Source organism: uncultured Clostridium sp. (assembly GCF_937920395.1).
Lineage (GTDB): Bacteria > Bacillota > Clostridia > Clostridiales > Clostridiaceae > Clostridium_AD.
This window is the reverse complement of record NZ_CALEVF010000118.1, coordinates 1-14,992: the sequence shown is the minus strand read 5'-3', so window position 1 is coordinate 14,992 and position 14,992 is coordinate 1. Positions and strand designations below refer to the sequence as shown.

The 14,992-nt window shown below is 31.8% G+C and carries 17 protein-coding genes and 1 pseudogene; all 18 read left to right on the top strand.

The window, feature by feature from the left end; all coding sequences use genetic code 11:
* A partial coding sequence (locus Q0649_RS09565; protein ID WP_298840779.1) for a protein-glutamate O-methyltransferase CheR occupies positions 1–661 on the top strand: 661 nt, incomplete at its 5' end.
* A gap of 52 nt (positions 662–713) precedes the next feature.
* On the top strand, positions 714–2,756 hold the full coding sequence (locus Q0649_RS09560; RefSeq protein ID WP_298840776.1) for a chemotaxis protein CheA: 2,043 nt from the start codon (positions 714–716) through the stop codon (positions 2,754–2,756).
* Positions 2,757–2,768: 12 nt separating this feature from the next.
* Positions 2,769–3,368, top strand: a complete 600-nt coding sequence (locus Q0649_RS09555; protein WP_298840773.1) for a chemotaxis protein CheC — start codon at positions 2,769–2,771, stop codon at positions 3,366–3,368.
* Between the two features lie 16 nt (positions 3,369–3,384).
* Positions 3,385–3,744, top strand: a complete 360-nt coding sequence (locus tag Q0649_RS09550; protein ID WP_298840770.1) for a response regulator — start codon at positions 3,385–3,387, stop codon at positions 3,742–3,744.
* A 13-nt stretch (positions 3,745–3,757) separates the two neighbouring features.
* Positions 3,758–4,159: a chemotaxis protein CheW gene (locus tag Q0649_RS09545; protein ID WP_298840767.1), complete on the top strand. Its 402-nt coding sequence runs from the start codon at positions 3,758–3,760 to the stop codon at positions 4,157–4,159.
* Between the two features lie 73 nt (positions 4,160–4,232).
* Entirely contained in the window at positions 4,233–5,228 is a 996-nt protein-coding gene (gene fliM, locus Q0649_RS09540; RefSeq protein ID WP_298840765.1) for a flagellar motor switch protein FliM, read from the top strand.
* A complete protein-coding gene (gene fliY, locus Q0649_RS09535; protein WP_298840762.1) occupies positions 5,221–6,480 on the top strand; it encodes a flagellar motor switch phosphatase FliY in 1,260 nt (419 codons plus the stop codon). Before fliM ends, fliY begins: the two co-directional genes overlap by 8 nt.
* Before the next feature lie 172 nt (positions 6,481–6,652).
* Entirely contained in the window at positions 6,653–6,925 is a 273-nt protein-coding gene (locus Q0649_RS09530; protein ID WP_298840760.1) for a flagellar biosynthesis anti-sigma factor FlgM, read from the top strand.
* 2 nt (positions 6,926–6,927) lie between these two features.
* A complete protein-coding gene (locus tag Q0649_RS09525) occupies positions 6,928–7,347 on the top strand; it encodes a flagellar protein FlgN (RefSeq protein ID WP_298840757.1) in 420 nt (139 codons plus the stop codon).
* A gap of 4 nt (positions 7,348–7,351) precedes the next feature.
* The gene (gene flgK / locus Q0649_RS09520; protein WP_298840754.1) at positions 7,352–9,142 is read left to right on the top strand and encodes a flagellar hook-associated protein FlgK; all 1,791 of its coding nucleotides are present in this window, start codon (positions 7,352–7,354) and stop codon (positions 9,140–9,142) included.
* Between the two features lie 38 nt (positions 9,143–9,180).
* Positions 9,181–10,485, top strand: a complete 1,305-nt coding sequence (gene flgL / locus Q0649_RS09515) for a flagellar hook-associated protein FlgL (protein ID WP_298840751.1) — start codon at positions 9,181–9,183, stop codon at positions 10,483–10,485.
* A gap of 81 nt (positions 10,486–10,566) precedes the next feature.
* Complete coding sequence (gene fliW / locus Q0649_RS09510) at positions 10,567–11,019, top strand: flagellar assembly protein FliW (protein WP_298840788.1); 453 nt, start codon at positions 10,567–10,569, stop codon at positions 11,017–11,019.
* Positions 11,013–11,219 (top strand): annotated as a pseudogene (gene csrA / locus Q0649_RS09505) (carbon storage regulator CsrA); the annotation flags it as partial. The gene fliW and the pseudogene csrA, both read left to right, overlap by 7 nt.
* Before the next feature lie 21 nt (positions 11,220–11,240).
* Entirely contained in the window at positions 11,241–11,588 is a 348-nt protein-coding gene (locus tag Q0649_RS09500; protein WP_298840785.1) for a flagellar protein FlaG, read from the top strand.
* 51 nt (positions 11,589–11,639) lie between these two features.
* Positions 11,640–11,930: a hypothetical protein gene (locus Q0649_RS09495; RefSeq protein WP_298840748.1), complete on the top strand. Its 291-nt coding sequence runs from the start codon at positions 11,640–11,642 to the stop codon at positions 11,928–11,930.
* Between the two features lie 18 nt (positions 11,931–11,948).
* Positions 11,949–12,338, top strand: a complete 390-nt coding sequence (gene fliS / locus Q0649_RS09490; protein ID WP_298840782.1) for a flagellar export chaperone FliS — start codon at positions 11,949–11,951, stop codon at positions 12,336–12,338.
* 18 nt (positions 12,339–12,356) lie between these two features.
* Positions 12,357–14,465, top strand: a complete 2,109-nt coding sequence (gene fliD, locus Q0649_RS09485) for a flagellar filament capping protein FliD (protein ID WP_298840745.1) — start codon at positions 12,357–12,359, stop codon at positions 14,463–14,465.
* A 35-nt stretch (positions 14,466–14,500) separates the two neighbouring features.
* Complete coding sequence (locus Q0649_RS09480; protein WP_298840743.1) at positions 14,501–14,836, top strand: hypothetical protein; 336 nt, start codon at positions 14,501–14,503, stop codon at positions 14,834–14,836.
* Positions 14,837–14,992: the final 156 nt, after the last annotated feature.

Genomic DNA, 14,992 nt, shown 5'->3' with positions numbered 1-14,992 from the left:
AAGAGTGGGGGTTAACTCTGTAGAAGAGTATATTAGTTTACTTAAAAAAGATCCTGCTCAAAAGCAGAAGTTTTTAGATTTTATAACAATAAATGTAACAGAGTTTTTTAGAAACCCTGAAATATTTGATGAACTTTCAAAGAAAGTTAAATCAGAACTCCCATATAATTCAGGACTTAAAATCTGGAGTGCAGCATGTTCTATTGGAGCTGAACCTTATTCATTAGCTATGATTGTAGATAATTTAAATTCTAGAGGAAATCATAAAATTATAGCTACAGACATTGATAGTACTATACTTCAAAAAGCAAAAAATGGAGAATATGTTTATACAGAAGTTAAAAATGTTCCAAAACAGTTTATGGACAAATATTTTGTAGTTAATGGGGATAAATATATAATTAGTCCTAACATTAAAAAAATGGTCCAATTTAAGAAACATGATCTTATTTTAGATAAATTTGATAATAATTTTGATTTAGTAGTGTGCAGAAATGTTGTTATTTATTTTAATCAAGATGTTAAAGATAAAATATATAAAAAAATAAGTGATTCATTAAAAAAAGGTGGTTTATTATTTGTAGGTGCCACTGAAAGTATATATAATTACAAAGAGTATGGATTTGAAAAAGCATCCACATTTATCTATAAAAAAATATAATATGGACAAACATTAAAAAATAATGTGGATAATGAGTACTGAGGGGGATAAAATGGATACATCACAATATATGTCAATGTTCTTAGAAGAGTCTATGGAAAATTTGCAAACATTGAATGAGTCGCTTCTTGAGCTCGAACAAAACCCAGAAGATATAGATAAGTTAAATGAAATATTTAGGGTAGCACATACTATAAAGGGAATGGCAGCCACTATGGGTTTTAGTCAAATGGCTGAATTGACCCACAACATGGAAAATATCTTATCTGAATTTCGTGAGGGGAAACTTAAAGTAACTGAAAAAGTGGTTACTGTTCTATTCAGGTGTCTAGATACTTTAGAAAAAATGGTGAATAATATTTCAGAAGATATTTCAGAAGATATTTCAATAGATGAGATATTGAAGGATTTACATGAAATGGCGGAGATTGGTGAAAATCCTAAGGTCAATGAAAAGAAAATTGAAAACACACCACAAGAAATTAGCAACAACGATAAAATTGAGAGAGTTACTCTCGATGAATATGATATTGATGTTATAAAGCAAGCAAAGGAAAAAATGTATAACGCATTTACCGTAAATATTTTAATAAGTGAGAATACTCTACTTAAAGCAGCTAGGGCATTCCTTATTTTTAAGAGCTTAGAAGAATACGGAGAGATAATAAAATCTGTGCCTGGTGCTGAGGATTTAGAGGATGAAAATTTTGGATTTGAAATAAATTTAATTTATATAACTAATAAAGAAAAAGTTGAAGTTACTGATACTTTGCTAAATATATCTGAAGTGGAAAAAGTGAATGTGGAAGATGTTTATATGGACAGCACTGCGGCTACTTTAGTCGATAAATTAGGGGAAGTTAAAGGAATTGAAAAAACTCCTGAAGTTAAAATAGAAGAAGTGAAAATCAAACCTATAGTGGAGACTAAAAATAAAGACAAGAAAGAAGTTGTAGCTCATAAAAAAGCTCATCAATCTGTGAGAGTTGAACTAGATAGATTAGATAAATTTATGAATATGGTATCAGAACTTGTAATTCATAGAACAAGACTAGAACAAATAAGTAGTGTTCATAAACTAACTGATTTAAATGAAACTTTAGAACAAGTAGCTAGAGCTACGTCTGAGCTTCAAGATTTGGTAATGAAGATTAGAATGTTGCCACTTGAAGTAGTATTTAATAGATTTCCAAGGATGATTCGCGATATATCGAAAAATTTAAATAAAGATATGGAGCTTGTAATACAAGGACAAGAGACGGAACTTGATAGGACTGTTATTGATGAAATAGGGGAACCTCTACTTCATTTACTTCGTAATGCAGCAGATCATGGAATTGAATCAAGTGCTGATAGAATTGCTAAAGGAAAAAATCCAGTTGGAACAATTAAACTTATAGCTTATGCTGAAGGTACTAAAGCTATTATAAAGGTAGAAGACGATGGTGCCGGCCTTGATGTAGAGAGAATAAAGGTAAAAGCAAATGAAGCTGGTATAAATACAGAAGGTATGACAGATGCTGATGTGAAAAATTTGATTTTTGCACAAGGATTTAGTACTAATGACAAAGTAACAGATATATCTGGGCGTGGAGTGGGCATGGATGTTGTTAAAACTAAAATTGGTGCACTTGGCGGAACGGTAGATGCAATAAGTGAGATTGACAAAGGTACATCTTTTATTATAAGATTACCATTGACACTACAAATTATTCAGGCACTACTTGTAAAAGTAGGGAGTGAAACTATGGCTATTTCGCTTGGATATATTGATAGAGTAATAGATTATAAAATTGAGCTAATTAAGAAAACTAATAATAAAGAAGTTATTGTATACAATGATAGTGTAATTCCACTTGTAAGAGTAAATGAAAAAATGGAGATTGAGATTGTTGAAACTACAAAGAAGTATATCGTTATTGTAAAAGTGGGAGAAAAAACAGTAGGTCTTTTAGTGGATTCGCTCCTAGGACAACAAGAAATTGTAATAAAGCCATTAGGGCAAACATTACATGGATTAAAGGAATATATAGGAGCAACAATTTTAGGGGATGGATTAGTTACATTAATACTTGATGTTGCTGCGTTAGTCTAAGGAGGACATAATATGGATTATTCAGAGCTTACTACTATGCAACTTGATGTTTTACAAGAAGTAGTAAATATTGGTGCAGGAAATGCAGCTACTGCTTTATCAGAGTTATTGAATGAAAAAGTTGATATGAGTGTGCCCGCAGTAAATATTGTCCCATTTGATACTATATTTTCAAGTATAGACGTTGAGGTAGTAGTAATTGGTGTTATTGTGAGAGTGCTAGGAGATATACCGGGTAATATACTGTTTACTTTAGAAAGGGATGTTGCTCTAAAAATCATATCAGGACTTATTGGGAAAGAGCAAGAACAAATAACAGAACTTGGAAATTCGGCATTGTGCGAAATAGGCAATATTGTCTCTAGCTCTTTCATGAATGCAATAGCATCACTTACAAACCTTGAAATTAGACCTTCTGTGCCAGCAGTTGCACTAGATATGATGGCAGCAATACTTTCAACAACTTTTATTGAGTCAGGTCAGTTTGATGAGTATGTACTTGATTTAGAAACAAACTTTTTACAGGAAAATCAAAAAATAAGAGGGCATTTTTATTATATACCAATGCCGGGATCTCTTGAAAAAATATTAAATTCACTAGGTGTAAATTAATTGGAGGTATTATAAAATGGCTAGAGTATTAATTGTTGATGACGCTGCATTTATGAGAATGATGATAAAAGATATATTGGAAAAAAACGGATATGAAGTTGTAGGAGAAGCAAGTAATGGATTAAAAGGTGTAGAATTATACAAAGTAGAAAAACCAGATATCGTTACCATGGATATTACAATGCCTGAGATGGATGGAATTGAAGCTGTTAAAGAAATTAAGAGTTTTGATCCTGCTGCAAAAATAATTATGTGTAGTGCTATGGGTCAACAGAGTATGGTTATGGATGCTATACGGGCCGGGGCAAAAGATTTCATTGTTAAACCATTCCAATCAGATAGAGTTCTTGAAGCAATAAAAAAAGTTCTAGGTTAGGAGGGGTAAGGTTATGCAAGTAGTTGTATTTAAAGTTAATGAAGAACAATTTGCAGTAGAAGCATCGAAAGTTCAAAGCATTAATGATATGATGGAAATAACAAAAGTACCTAAGTCTAAAGGATACATAAAAGGCTTGATTAACCTAAGGGGAAATATAATTTCTCTTTTAGATATAAATCTCCTTTTAGATATCGAGAGAGGCGAAGGAAATCAAGAAAATATTATTATATTAAATCTGAAAGAAGAGTCAGTTGGAGTAACTGTAGACCAAGTTGATGAAGTATTAGAGATTGACGAAGGGTTGATTGAAAAGATTGAAACTGACAAAAACAAAACATATATTAAAGGTATTATAAATTTTAAAGATAGAATAGTTACATTAATTGATATTGCAAAACTTATTGAAATATAAAATGGATAAGCTATGAAATAAATTTTATTTGTACATAGCAATCATAACATGAACAGAGAGATGAGGTTGGAATATGGCAGAGGTATTATCACAGAGTGATATAGATTCACTTTTATCTGCCTTGTCATCTGGGAAAATAGAAGCAGATCAAATCCCAAATGAAGAGGAAAAACATAAAATTAAATTATACGATTTTAAAAGCCCTCAAAAGTTCTCAAAAGATCATTTGAGAGCGCTTGAGCTCATTCATGATAATTATGCAAGATTAATGGCGAGTTATTTATCTGCTCAGCTAGGAAATAATGTAAAGGTTAAAGTAGAAACTACTGAGCAAATAACCTATGATGAATTTATTCATTCAATTCCTAATTCTACTATTTTAACTATATTTAAAATGCCACCATTAAACGGTACTATATTGTTTGAGACTAATCCGCAGTTCTCTTCTCAAATAATAGATATACTTTTAGGAGGAATGGGTACTAGATCAGTTAAAATAAAAGAATTTTCAGAAATTGATAAAAATATATTAAGGAATGTTAATGCGGGACTTTTAGCTAACTTAAAGATTGCTTGGGAAGATGTTTTGGAAGTAGAACCGGAAATCATAGCTATGGAGACAAATCCTGCTCTTAATCAAACATTATCTCCTAACGAACCGGTTGCTCTAATTACTTTTTCGGTAGAAATGAATAATAGTAGCTCGTTTGTAAATATTTGTATACCTTATTTGAGTGTAGAGAAGGTAATTGATAAACTAGTTGTTCAATATTGGTTTAGAGAAAACGACGAAGAAATTGTAAGCGATTCTAGAAACAAATTGAAGGACCGATTAAATATAGTAAGTGTTCCAATAACCGGAGTTCTAGGTAATACAAATATTACTATAGATGAATTTCTACAATTAACGGTAGGGGATGTAATTACATTAGATGAGCCCAGTGACAGTCCAATTAAAGTACTCATTGAGGGTCAATGGTGTTATACAGGTAAACCTGGTGTTATAGGTAAAAACAAGGGAATTCAGATTATAGATATAATAGATAAGGATGTGGAAAATTATGAGTAACGGCTTTCTTTCACAAGAAGAAATCGACGCTCTCTTAAACGGAGACGGTATGGACTCAAACCAAACTAAAGACTCTGAAAAAGCAGTGAATTCAGATCAAGAAATAGAGGATAAGGATATAAGTGAAGATGAAAATAGAAGCACTGAATCTACAGAACCAACTGAACTAACAGATAGTGAAAAGGACTTGCTTGGTGAAGTTGGAAATATTTCTATGGGCTCAGCATCAACAGCTCTTTCGACTATAGTTGGTAGGCCGGTAAATATTGCAACACCAATAGTTACAATAAGTACACTTAGAAAATTAAGAAGCACATTTACGGTTCCGAATATTGCATTAGACGTAAAATTTACAAGTGGTATAACAGGCGGTAATCTTTTAGTAATGAAGAACACTGATGCGGCAGTTATAGCTAGTTTAATGATGGGTGGTGATGGTAATGTAGAAGGCAAACTTGAACTATCAGAAATTGAAATAAGTGCTGTATCTGAAGCTATGAATCAGATGATTGGTTCTGCTGCAACATCCATGGCGACAATGTTTTCAAGGCAGGTAAATATTTCACCACCACAATCTAAAATATGGGATGACACTACCTCATCTTTAAGTGATAGTATAAATGAAAATGATGAAGTTGTTCAAGTAGCATTTAAAATGACTATAGGTGATTTAATAGATAGTGTTATAATGCAAATACTTCCAATAGAAACTGCTAAAAAGATAGTATCGATTATGATGGGAACAGAAAAAGATACCAAGGTTCCTAAAGTAGCGAAAGTTCAAAGTGAAATGGAAATACCTAAGGTTAAACAATCTTATGAAGACCTTAAATTAAATCAATCACCAAATAATACAAGTGAACCTGCAGGGCCTACAAACCGTGAACAAGCAGAATATTACTCAAAGCCAATTGAAAGGCCACAGCCACAAGTAGATGTTCACAAGGCATCATTTCAGCCTTTGACAGAGTCTCCAGTTTATAATTGCCCTAAAAATATTAATTTAATATTAGATGTTCCACTGGAAATTTCTGTAGTACTTGGAAAAACTAAAAAGAATATTAGGGATATTTTGAATTTGGGAACTGGATCTTTAATTGAGCTTGATAAACTTGCTGAAGAACCAGTAGACATATTAGTAAATGGAAAAAAAGTAGCATACGGCGAAGTCGTAGTTGTAGATGAAAATTTTGGAGTTAGAATAACTAGCATAATTAGTGGTGAAGAGAGAGTCAAAACTTTATCAGAATAAAATAAATTTAAATATAATGTAATGTAAAAAGGGTGGGGATAGAATTTGCCCTTTTTTTGTTTGGCATATAAATTATTAAAACTAGCTATAAACTTTAAAAGATTATATACGATAATAGTAATAGATGAATTAAAGCTAGGCTTAAATATAAAAAAGCTAGGAGTGGTTAAGAATGAAAATAGATGCAGTAAAACCTAATGTGATTAGTATGTATAAAAAGAACACACCTAAAACAGAACCAAAGGTTAATGTAATTAAAAAAGATACAATTGAGATATCATCAGAAGGAAAAAACTTGAGTGATTTAGCATTGAATGATAAATCAGTTAATTCAAAAGAGAAGATAGAAGCTATTAGAAATAAGGTGAATCAGGGTACTTATAATGTGGATCCTAAATTAACAGCTAAAAGAATTATTGATGTTATGAAAGGGAGAGATATTTAGTTATGATTGAAGAGCTAAATAAGGTTATTGTACAGGAAACCAATGCTATAAAAAATCTTTTAATCGAACTTGATGAGCAACACAGATGCATTATTGTCAATGATATTTTTGGATTAGAATCTTGCGTTAGAAAAATTAAAGAAGCAAATAAAAATATAGCATATATGGAAGTGGAAAGGCGAAAAATTACTGAAGGTAGAGTAATGATGGATATAATCGATGAATCACATGATTCAGAACTTTTAAAAAATTTTTATAAAATACAACAGTTATTACAAGAGTTAGTACTTCAAAAAAATACAAATGAGTTACTTTTAAGACAAGGACTTAGTTTTACAAATAGGATACTAAATGTGTTAAATCCAGCAAGAGAGACAGCAACTTATAATTCGTATGGTAAAGTAAAAAATAGTATGAGGTGATTGGATGTCAGGAATGTTTTCAACTTTTAATATAGCAGTAAGAGGTATGAGTGCCCAGCAGACAGCACTTGATGTAACAACTCATAACATAGCTAATGCTAATACGGTCGGGTATTCAAGGCAAAGGGCTAATTTGGAAGCTACAACTCCATTTGGAGCTACATCTATGAACAATGCAGCAGGGCCAGGACAATTAGGTACTGGTGTTCAAGTTTCTTCAATAACAAGAATCAGAGATGATTATTTAGATTACCGTGTAAGAGCACAAAATGGTGCGTTAGGTTCAGCGGACGCGCGTGAAGAGGTTTTGTCGGAAGTTGAAGGCGTTATTAATGGCCTTAGTGATACTGGAATATCAAGTTCATTAGATAATGTTTATAATGCTTGGCAAACACTTTCAAAAAGTCCAGAAGTTGCAAGTACAAGAACTGTAGTATCGCAACAATCTAAAGTACTTACGGATCAGCTAAATAGTACTTATAATCAATTAGTAAAGCTCAAAGGAAATGCTCAGGATGTAATAAAGCAGGATGTAGTAGATATTAACAGCATGCTTGATCAAGTAAATCAGTTAAATCAACAAGTTATAAATGTGAAAATATCCGGGGCTCAGCCAAATGATTTAATGGATAAGAGAGATCTATTATTAGATCAGTTAAGCGTGAAATTCGGCATAACAATTGATAAAAAAACTTTATCAGGAGAGGATCTTAAACCTACAGATTCTGGAGGTATGGATAATGCATACCTTGTAAAGTCAAATCCTAATGATGAAGTAAATAGATTTTCTTATGTAAGTAGTATTGTACCTACGACTGGCGTTACTGGAAGTTATGATGTTACATATTACAAAGGTGGAGATACAACATCAGATGCAAATAAAGTAACAATGACAATGGCGTTAAGTAAAGATCAATATACAAGTTTAGATCAAGGAAGGGTACTTTGGGCAGATAAAGAAGGGTACGCTATAAATAAAAGTGGAAGCAGACTTAAAGGCACAGAATTTATTGGGAGTGACTCAACTGTTGGAACTGAAATACCAGCAGTTGACGGTGGTAATGTAGCTGCTGCTACATCCACAGCTGAATATAAACTTTTTGAATCAAAAACAGGAGAATTAAGTGGATACACTACAGTTCAAACTGATATAAATAGTTATATTGATCAATTAAATAGTTTAGCTAAGGGCATTGCATTTTCTGTGAATGCAGTAGAAAGCGGAGAAAGTGATGCAAGCAAGGACACAACTCCATTTTTTGTTAATGGAGTTGCTGGTGGTACTGAGGAAGGCATAACGGCAGGCAACATTACAGTTAATCCAAAAATTATTAGTGATGTTACGTTAATAAAAACTGGAGTAGGTGACACTGCAGGAACAAATGATGGGACTAGAGCATTAGCTATTGCAGATCTTAGAGATGTAAAACTAGATATTCAGGGTATAGGTACAGCAACAACGAGAGCACAATTTCTAAATGGTAATTTTGCTGTTGATGCTACAACTGGAATTAGTACAATTAGTTCACTTCCTAATGGTATGACGGCAAGTGGTTATTTTACAAATACAGTTAATAATTTAGGAGTAAAAACTCAGGCAGAAATACGAAATGTTAAAAATAATGAAGCATCACTTTCCTCACTTGAGGAGTCAAGAAGCTCAGTATCAGGAGTATCATTAGATGAGGAAATGGCTAATATGATTCAATATCAACATGCTTACGCTGCTAATGCAAAAATTATATCAACAGTTGATGAATTGCTTGATTTAATTATTAACGGATTAAAAAAATAATTTTTTTAGTCTAAAGAGTCGAATTTAGGAGTGATAATATGAGAGTAACAAATAAGATGCTTTCAGATAATTTTTTAAGAGACATGAGAACAAATCTAAGTAATTTAAGTAATATTCAAAATCAAATGAGTTCTGGTAAGGAAATAAGCAAAGCTTCTGATGATCCAGCTAAAGCTTCAAAAATAATGAGAATAAATTCAGATATTGCAGCAAATACGCAATACAACACCAATATCAAGGACACAAGTAATTGGCTTGATTTGACAGATACGGCGTTAAGCAATATAAGTGATTCTATTGGAAAAATTGAAGGATTATTACAATCATCCACTGGGACTTACACAAGTGATGAGTTAACAGCTGTTAAAGATGTAATAAATCAAGAGGTTGCGTCAATTTCACAAACACTTAATGGAAGTTTTGATGGTAAATATCTATTTGGTGGAACAAATGCAACAACTAAACCGGTGGGTACAAAGGTTGTAGGTGGGAATACTGAATTAGTTACTAATATAAAGCCAAGGGCAATTACCAAACTTGTAACTTCAGGAACTACAACTACACCTACAACTACACTTACTTATGCTGGTAAACCAGTAGCTTTAGGGTCTTCATTTAACATGACCATAAATGGAGTGTCAATGCAAGTAACGACATCTGCTGCTATTACTAGTGTTAATACACCAACAACAATGAAAGAGGCAGCAGCTACGCTTCAAGGGAGCATTCAAACGTCAATAAAAACTGCAAATGGAGCAAAGGGAGTGGGAGATACTGGGTATATTGACCCAAGTACAGTTTTAGTTGCAGCAAATGCTGATGGGGGATTTGATATTACTCCATCAGATACAATGACGTTCTCGGATATTGGTAATAATACTATAACTAAAGATTTAGGATTAAGTCAAGGACCAAACAAGTTATTAGTAGAAATATCACAGGGTGTAACTATGGATTATAATGTAACAGCAAATCAAGTAATTAACTATGCAGCAGGTGATAATAATCTTATGAAATTACTATCCAATATTACTAGTCACCTTGATTCTGCAAGTGCTACCGATAAGAGTAAACTTACAAATGAAGATTTAACAGGGATTCAAGCAGCTATGACTAATATACTTAGTTTGCGTTCTGAGGTTGGTGCTAAACAAAATAGTATGACTAGTGCCTCAACAAGAAATGATGATCAAAATGATAGTATGACAGAAATTTTATCTACAACACAAAATATAGATATTACGCAAAAAGCAATGGAATATGCTACTATGCAAAATGTATATACTGCATCACTTCAGACAAGTGCTAAGGTAATTCAGCCTACATTACTCGATTATCTATAATAGAAATAAGTATAAAAAAATCATAAAGAAAATGATTTTTAATGTATATACATGATATATATAAAGGAGTTGATTTCTACTATGGAGTTAGTAACTAAGTACCATGGAGTTCACAAATATAGTGATGAGGATGTTATTGTGTTTAAAAAGGGATTACCGGGATTTAAGGAGTTAAAAAGATTTATAATTTTCCCCTTAGAAAAGAATGAAGTTTTTAGCATATTACACTCAATTGAAGATATTGAAATTGGTCTAGTTATGGTATCTCCCTATGCTGTAATACAAGATTATGAATTTAAAATACCAGATATATATGTACAAGAACTTGAAGTAGTTAAACCGGAAGATGTTTTAGTATTAACTACAGTCACGTTAAGTTCTGATATTAAGAATATGACTACAAATTTGAAAGCTCCAATCCTTATTAATATAAAAGAAAAATTAGGTGAGCAATTAATATTGGATAATGGTAAGTACAAAATAAAGGAACCTCTATTTACTATAAAAAGTAGTAGGGGGGACAAAAAATGTTAGTAATAGGTAGAAAAAAAGGCGAATCCCTATTGATAGGTGATGACATTGAAATAACCATAATTAAGGTTGAAAATGCTTCTGTAAAAATTGCTATAAATGCTCCAAGAGAAATTGGTATTTTAAGGAGTGAACTTTATAAAGAAGTTATTGATGAAAATCAAAGAGCTACAATTTTTAATACATCGGCCTTAGAAAAATTAGATACCAAATGGGGGGGGAATATGGATATTGGGGGTAACATTAAGAATGACTTCATTGATTTAGATAAATTTTATAAAACGGAACAGAATACTAGGACTTTAAAATCTTCTGAAAACAATAAGTTAATTACTGAAAAAGAAAATAGTGAAAAAGAAATTAAAAATGCAGTTAATAAAATAAATAGATTTCTAGAGGGTGAAGGTACCCATCTTCAATATGAAAAGCATGATATTCTTAACCAAATGATTATAAAAGTTGTTGATAATAATACTAATGTAGTAATTGAAGAAATTCCATCAAAAAAAATACTCGATATGGTAGCTAAAATGTGTGAAATGGCTGGTATTTTAATGGATAAAAAAGCGTAATTTATAATTTGAAAAGTCATTACCCACTCGAATAAAGTTGGGAGGAATATTATGGAGTTTAAATTAAACAAAATAGATGTTGAAATAAGACGAAGAGTTAAAGAGACAACTAAATCTGGTATAGTTCATAGAAAAGGTGAGATAGCAATAAATAAAGACAGAGAGCATAAAGACAATTCAAAGGCCTATGAAGAATTTAGTGGTAAGTTATTAAAATATAAAAAGAAACACAAAATAACTGTAAGAGCATTTAAAGATGTGCAATATGATGTACATGGGTTTAAAGAAACTTTAGAAAATGAACAAAGAAACTTAGGAAATTTTATAGATACTAAAAAGTAGGGGTGAAGGAGTATGGCAATGAACGCTTATGGAAATGCATTCAATACTTATAAAAGCAATAGTGTGAATTTTGCATCAAAAGATCAATTACTTTTAATGCTTGTGGAGGGGGCTACTAAATTCTCCAAAATAGGTAGACAGGCCATAATTGACAAGAATGTTAATAAAGCTCATGAAAATATTGTTAAAACTCAAAATATATTTTATGAGTTAATGTCAACCATGGATGTGGCAAAAGGTGGAGAATGGGCAGAAAGTTTAATGAAGGTTTATGAATTTATAACAAGAAGACTTGTAGACGCTAATATTAAGAAAAGTGAAAAAATAATGGATGAGATAATTCCATTAATTGAAGATGTTAGGGATACATGGACCGAGGCTTATAAAAAATCTAAAGGTGGTAAATAAATTAGGCGGTGATTGTAAATGACAAGTATTTATCCAAGTACGACTTCAACTACAAGTATCACTTCAAGTTCTAATTTATTAAGAATATCAGGTATGGCATCTGGTATTGATACGGATGCAGTAGTTAAGTCTATGGTTTCAAATTATCAACTTAAAATAGACAAGGCAAACCAGGCAAAGCAAACATTAGCGTGGCAGCAGGAGGCATATAAAGGGATTATATCAGGTGTAAAAGGATTGCAGGATTATTTTGATCCACTTTCAAGTAAATATATGTTGTCTGGAAGCTCTATGAATATTAACACAGCGGCAAGCGATGAAACCTCTGTAGTTACAGCAACATCATCTGCAACTGCAAAGGCTGGAACATATAAGGTGAATGTAAGTAAGCTGGCCGAACAAGCTAAAGTTGAAGGGAATTCTAATAATTCAATGATAGCTGCATCAGCTTCAAACTGGACTAGTAATATTTTAACATTTGATGTAACAACAGCTAGCAGTGTTGACGCATCTGGGAATACTATAGCTGGAGTTAAAACAGCAGGACTTACATTGCCAAAGCTAACTGCGAGTACAACAAAGGGGTTAGTAACAGAGTTAAACAACAATATTGCAGCATCAAGTTTAAATGGTAAAATTACTGCATCTTATGTTAAAGAAGGTAATATTGAATATATTAAGATTACAAATCTATCTTCAGGTACAGTAGACTTAAAAGCTGGTTCAGTTACAGATGTAATTGTAGATAAAAATATTAATAGTGGAATATCATCGACTTCTAAATTATCAGATTTGGGAATTACAACGAATACTAGTTTCTCACTATCCTATGATACAGCTACGAATGCTAAACCGGTAACTATATCTTCAACTAGTACATCTACTGTTAAAGATTTAATGGACAAAGTTAATAGTGCAACTGGTGGAGCAGTTACAATGAGCATAGATGATACAACTGGAAAAATTTCATTTCAATCAAAAAGTTATGGCTCAGCGTCTGGATTTAATATAGCAGAGGTTGAAACTAGTGGAACAGATAGTATATTAACAAAGTTAGGTTTAACTGGAGCGGTGTCATCTTCAAAAACTACAGGATTAGCTCCAAATGAAGTTACAACAAAAACAAATACAATAACAAAATTAGGAACAGATGCTGTTGTATCTATTACTGCTCCAGGTCAATCAGCCATAACAACTACTCAAAGTTCTAATAAATTCGCAGTAAATGGTGTTACATATAACCTGGTAGGAGTTAATACAGGGACTGATACTTCAAATGTAACTGTAACATCAAATTCAGATACAGTTGTTAAGAATATAAAAAGTTTTATTGAAGATTATAATACGATAATATCAACAATTAATACAAAATTAACAGAAACAAAAGATAAAAATTATTCTCCATTAACTGATGCTCAAAAAACAAGTATGAGTGAAACTCAGATAACGGCATGGGAAACTAAAGCAAAAGTGGGAATACTTAAAAAAGATGACTATTTAAGTAGTTTGCTTACACAACTTCGAGGAACACTTTATTCACCTGTATATAGTAGTTATGATAGTACAGATAGCAGTACTGGAAAGGTTGCTTTAAGCTTTGGTGCTTATGGTACTGATGCTGTAGGTATACAAACCTCAACAGACACTACAGATGGAGGTAAGCTTGTAATTTCGGATGAGGCAAAATTAAAGGCTGCTATTGAAAATAACATGGATGACTTTAAAAAATTGTTCATTGGATCTTCAAGTAGCACTTTAACTACTAACCAGGCTTATGCAGGCTCAGAAAAGTATAAGGAAGATGGTATATTTACAAGAATGGATAGTATATTGAGGGACTATGTAGCGTCGCCTGGATTAGGTAAAGATGGTACTTATACGCTAAGTGGATCTATGAATATTTTTGTAAATAAGCAATATGATTACAGTACTACAGGGACTGCCAGTAAAAACACATTGCCTGACCAAGTTTATAACCAGACTTTAAATATTACTAAATTTCAAAGTCAACTTGATGCTGCTTCAACTAGGTATTATGCTAAATTTACTGCTTTAGAAACGGCAATGAATGCTTTAAATTCACAACAAAGTGCACTTAGCTCTATGCTTGGAACAAGTTCATCATAAATGAAATAAATATCTAATATAAAGCAGGTGATAAATTGAACTTAGAGGAAAGTTTTATAGAATATAAAAATATTACTCTGACTATTATTGAAACAGTAAAAGCAGAAAAATACGAAAAACTAGATGAAATCTTTCAGAAAAGGCAATTGAGTTTAGATAATATGAATAAAATTAATTATACAAAAGTCGAACTTAATAAATTATATTTACAGTATGAAATAGAAAACTTAGAGAAAGATTTAGAAGCTAGAATGAAAGATAAAAAAGATGCTTTATTAGAAAACATTAAAAAAAGTAAAAAAAGACAGACAGGAATGATGGGTTATAACAAATTTCCATCTAAATCAGTTTTTTTAAGTAAAAAAATATAAAATATATTTTAAAAAAGTATAAAGTTATTATTAATCATAGCGATATATATAGTAGTAACAAAAACAAAGAAAAAATTAAATAATTAGGTTAGAAGGTTGCCAACTTGCTACAAATCAACTTGATGTTTACAATGCTCTGAAAGCCTTGATATCGCA

Coding starts and splice junctions, on each gene's coding strand:
- Q0649_RS09560 (WP_298840776.1), top strand. CDS start 714: ATGGATACATCACAATATATGTCAATGTTCTTAGAAGAGTCTATGGAA.
- Q0649_RS09555 (WP_298840773.1), top strand. CDS start 2,769: ATGGATTATTCAGAGCTTACTACTATGCAACTTGATGTTTTACAAGAA.
- Q0649_RS09550 (WP_298840770.1), top strand. CDS start 3,385: ATGGCTAGAGTATTAATTGTTGATGACGCTGCATTTATGAGAATGATG.
- Q0649_RS09545 (WP_298840767.1), top strand. CDS start 3,758: ATGCAAGTAGTTGTATTTAAAGTTAATGAAGAACAATTTGCAGTAGAA.
- fliM (WP_298840765.1), top strand. CDS start 4,233: ATGGCAGAGGTATTATCACAGAGTGATATAGATTCACTTTTATCTGCC.
- fliY (WP_298840762.1), top strand. CDS start 5,221: ATGAGTAACGGCTTTCTTTCACAAGAAGAAATCGACGCTCTCTTAAAC.
- Q0649_RS09530 (WP_298840760.1), top strand. CDS start 6,653: ATGAAAATAGATGCAGTAAAACCTAATGTGATTAGTATGTATAAAAAG.
- Q0649_RS09525 (WP_298840757.1), top strand. CDS start 6,928: ATGATTGAAGAGCTAAATAAGGTTATTGTACAGGAAACCAATGCTATA.
- flgK (WP_298840754.1), top strand. CDS start 7,352: ATGTCAGGAATGTTTTCAACTTTTAATATAGCAGTAAGAGGTATGAGT.
- flgL (WP_298840751.1), top strand. CDS start 9,181: ATGAGAGTAACAAATAAGATGCTTTCAGATAATTTTTTAAGAGACATG.
- fliW (WP_298840788.1), top strand. CDS start 10,567: ATGGAGTTAGTAACTAAGTACCATGGAGTTCACAAATATAGTGATGAG.
- Q0649_RS09500 (WP_298840785.1), top strand. CDS start 11,241: ATGGATATTGGGGGTAACATTAAGAATGACTTCATTGATTTAGATAAA.
- Q0649_RS09495 (WP_298840748.1), top strand. CDS start 11,640: ATGGAGTTTAAATTAAACAAAATAGATGTTGAAATAAGACGAAGAGTT.
- fliS (WP_298840782.1), top strand. CDS start 11,949: ATGAACGCTTATGGAAATGCATTCAATACTTATAAAAGCAATAGTGTG.
- fliD (WP_298840745.1), top strand. CDS start 12,357: ATGACAAGTATTTATCCAAGTACGACTTCAACTACAAGTATCACTTCA.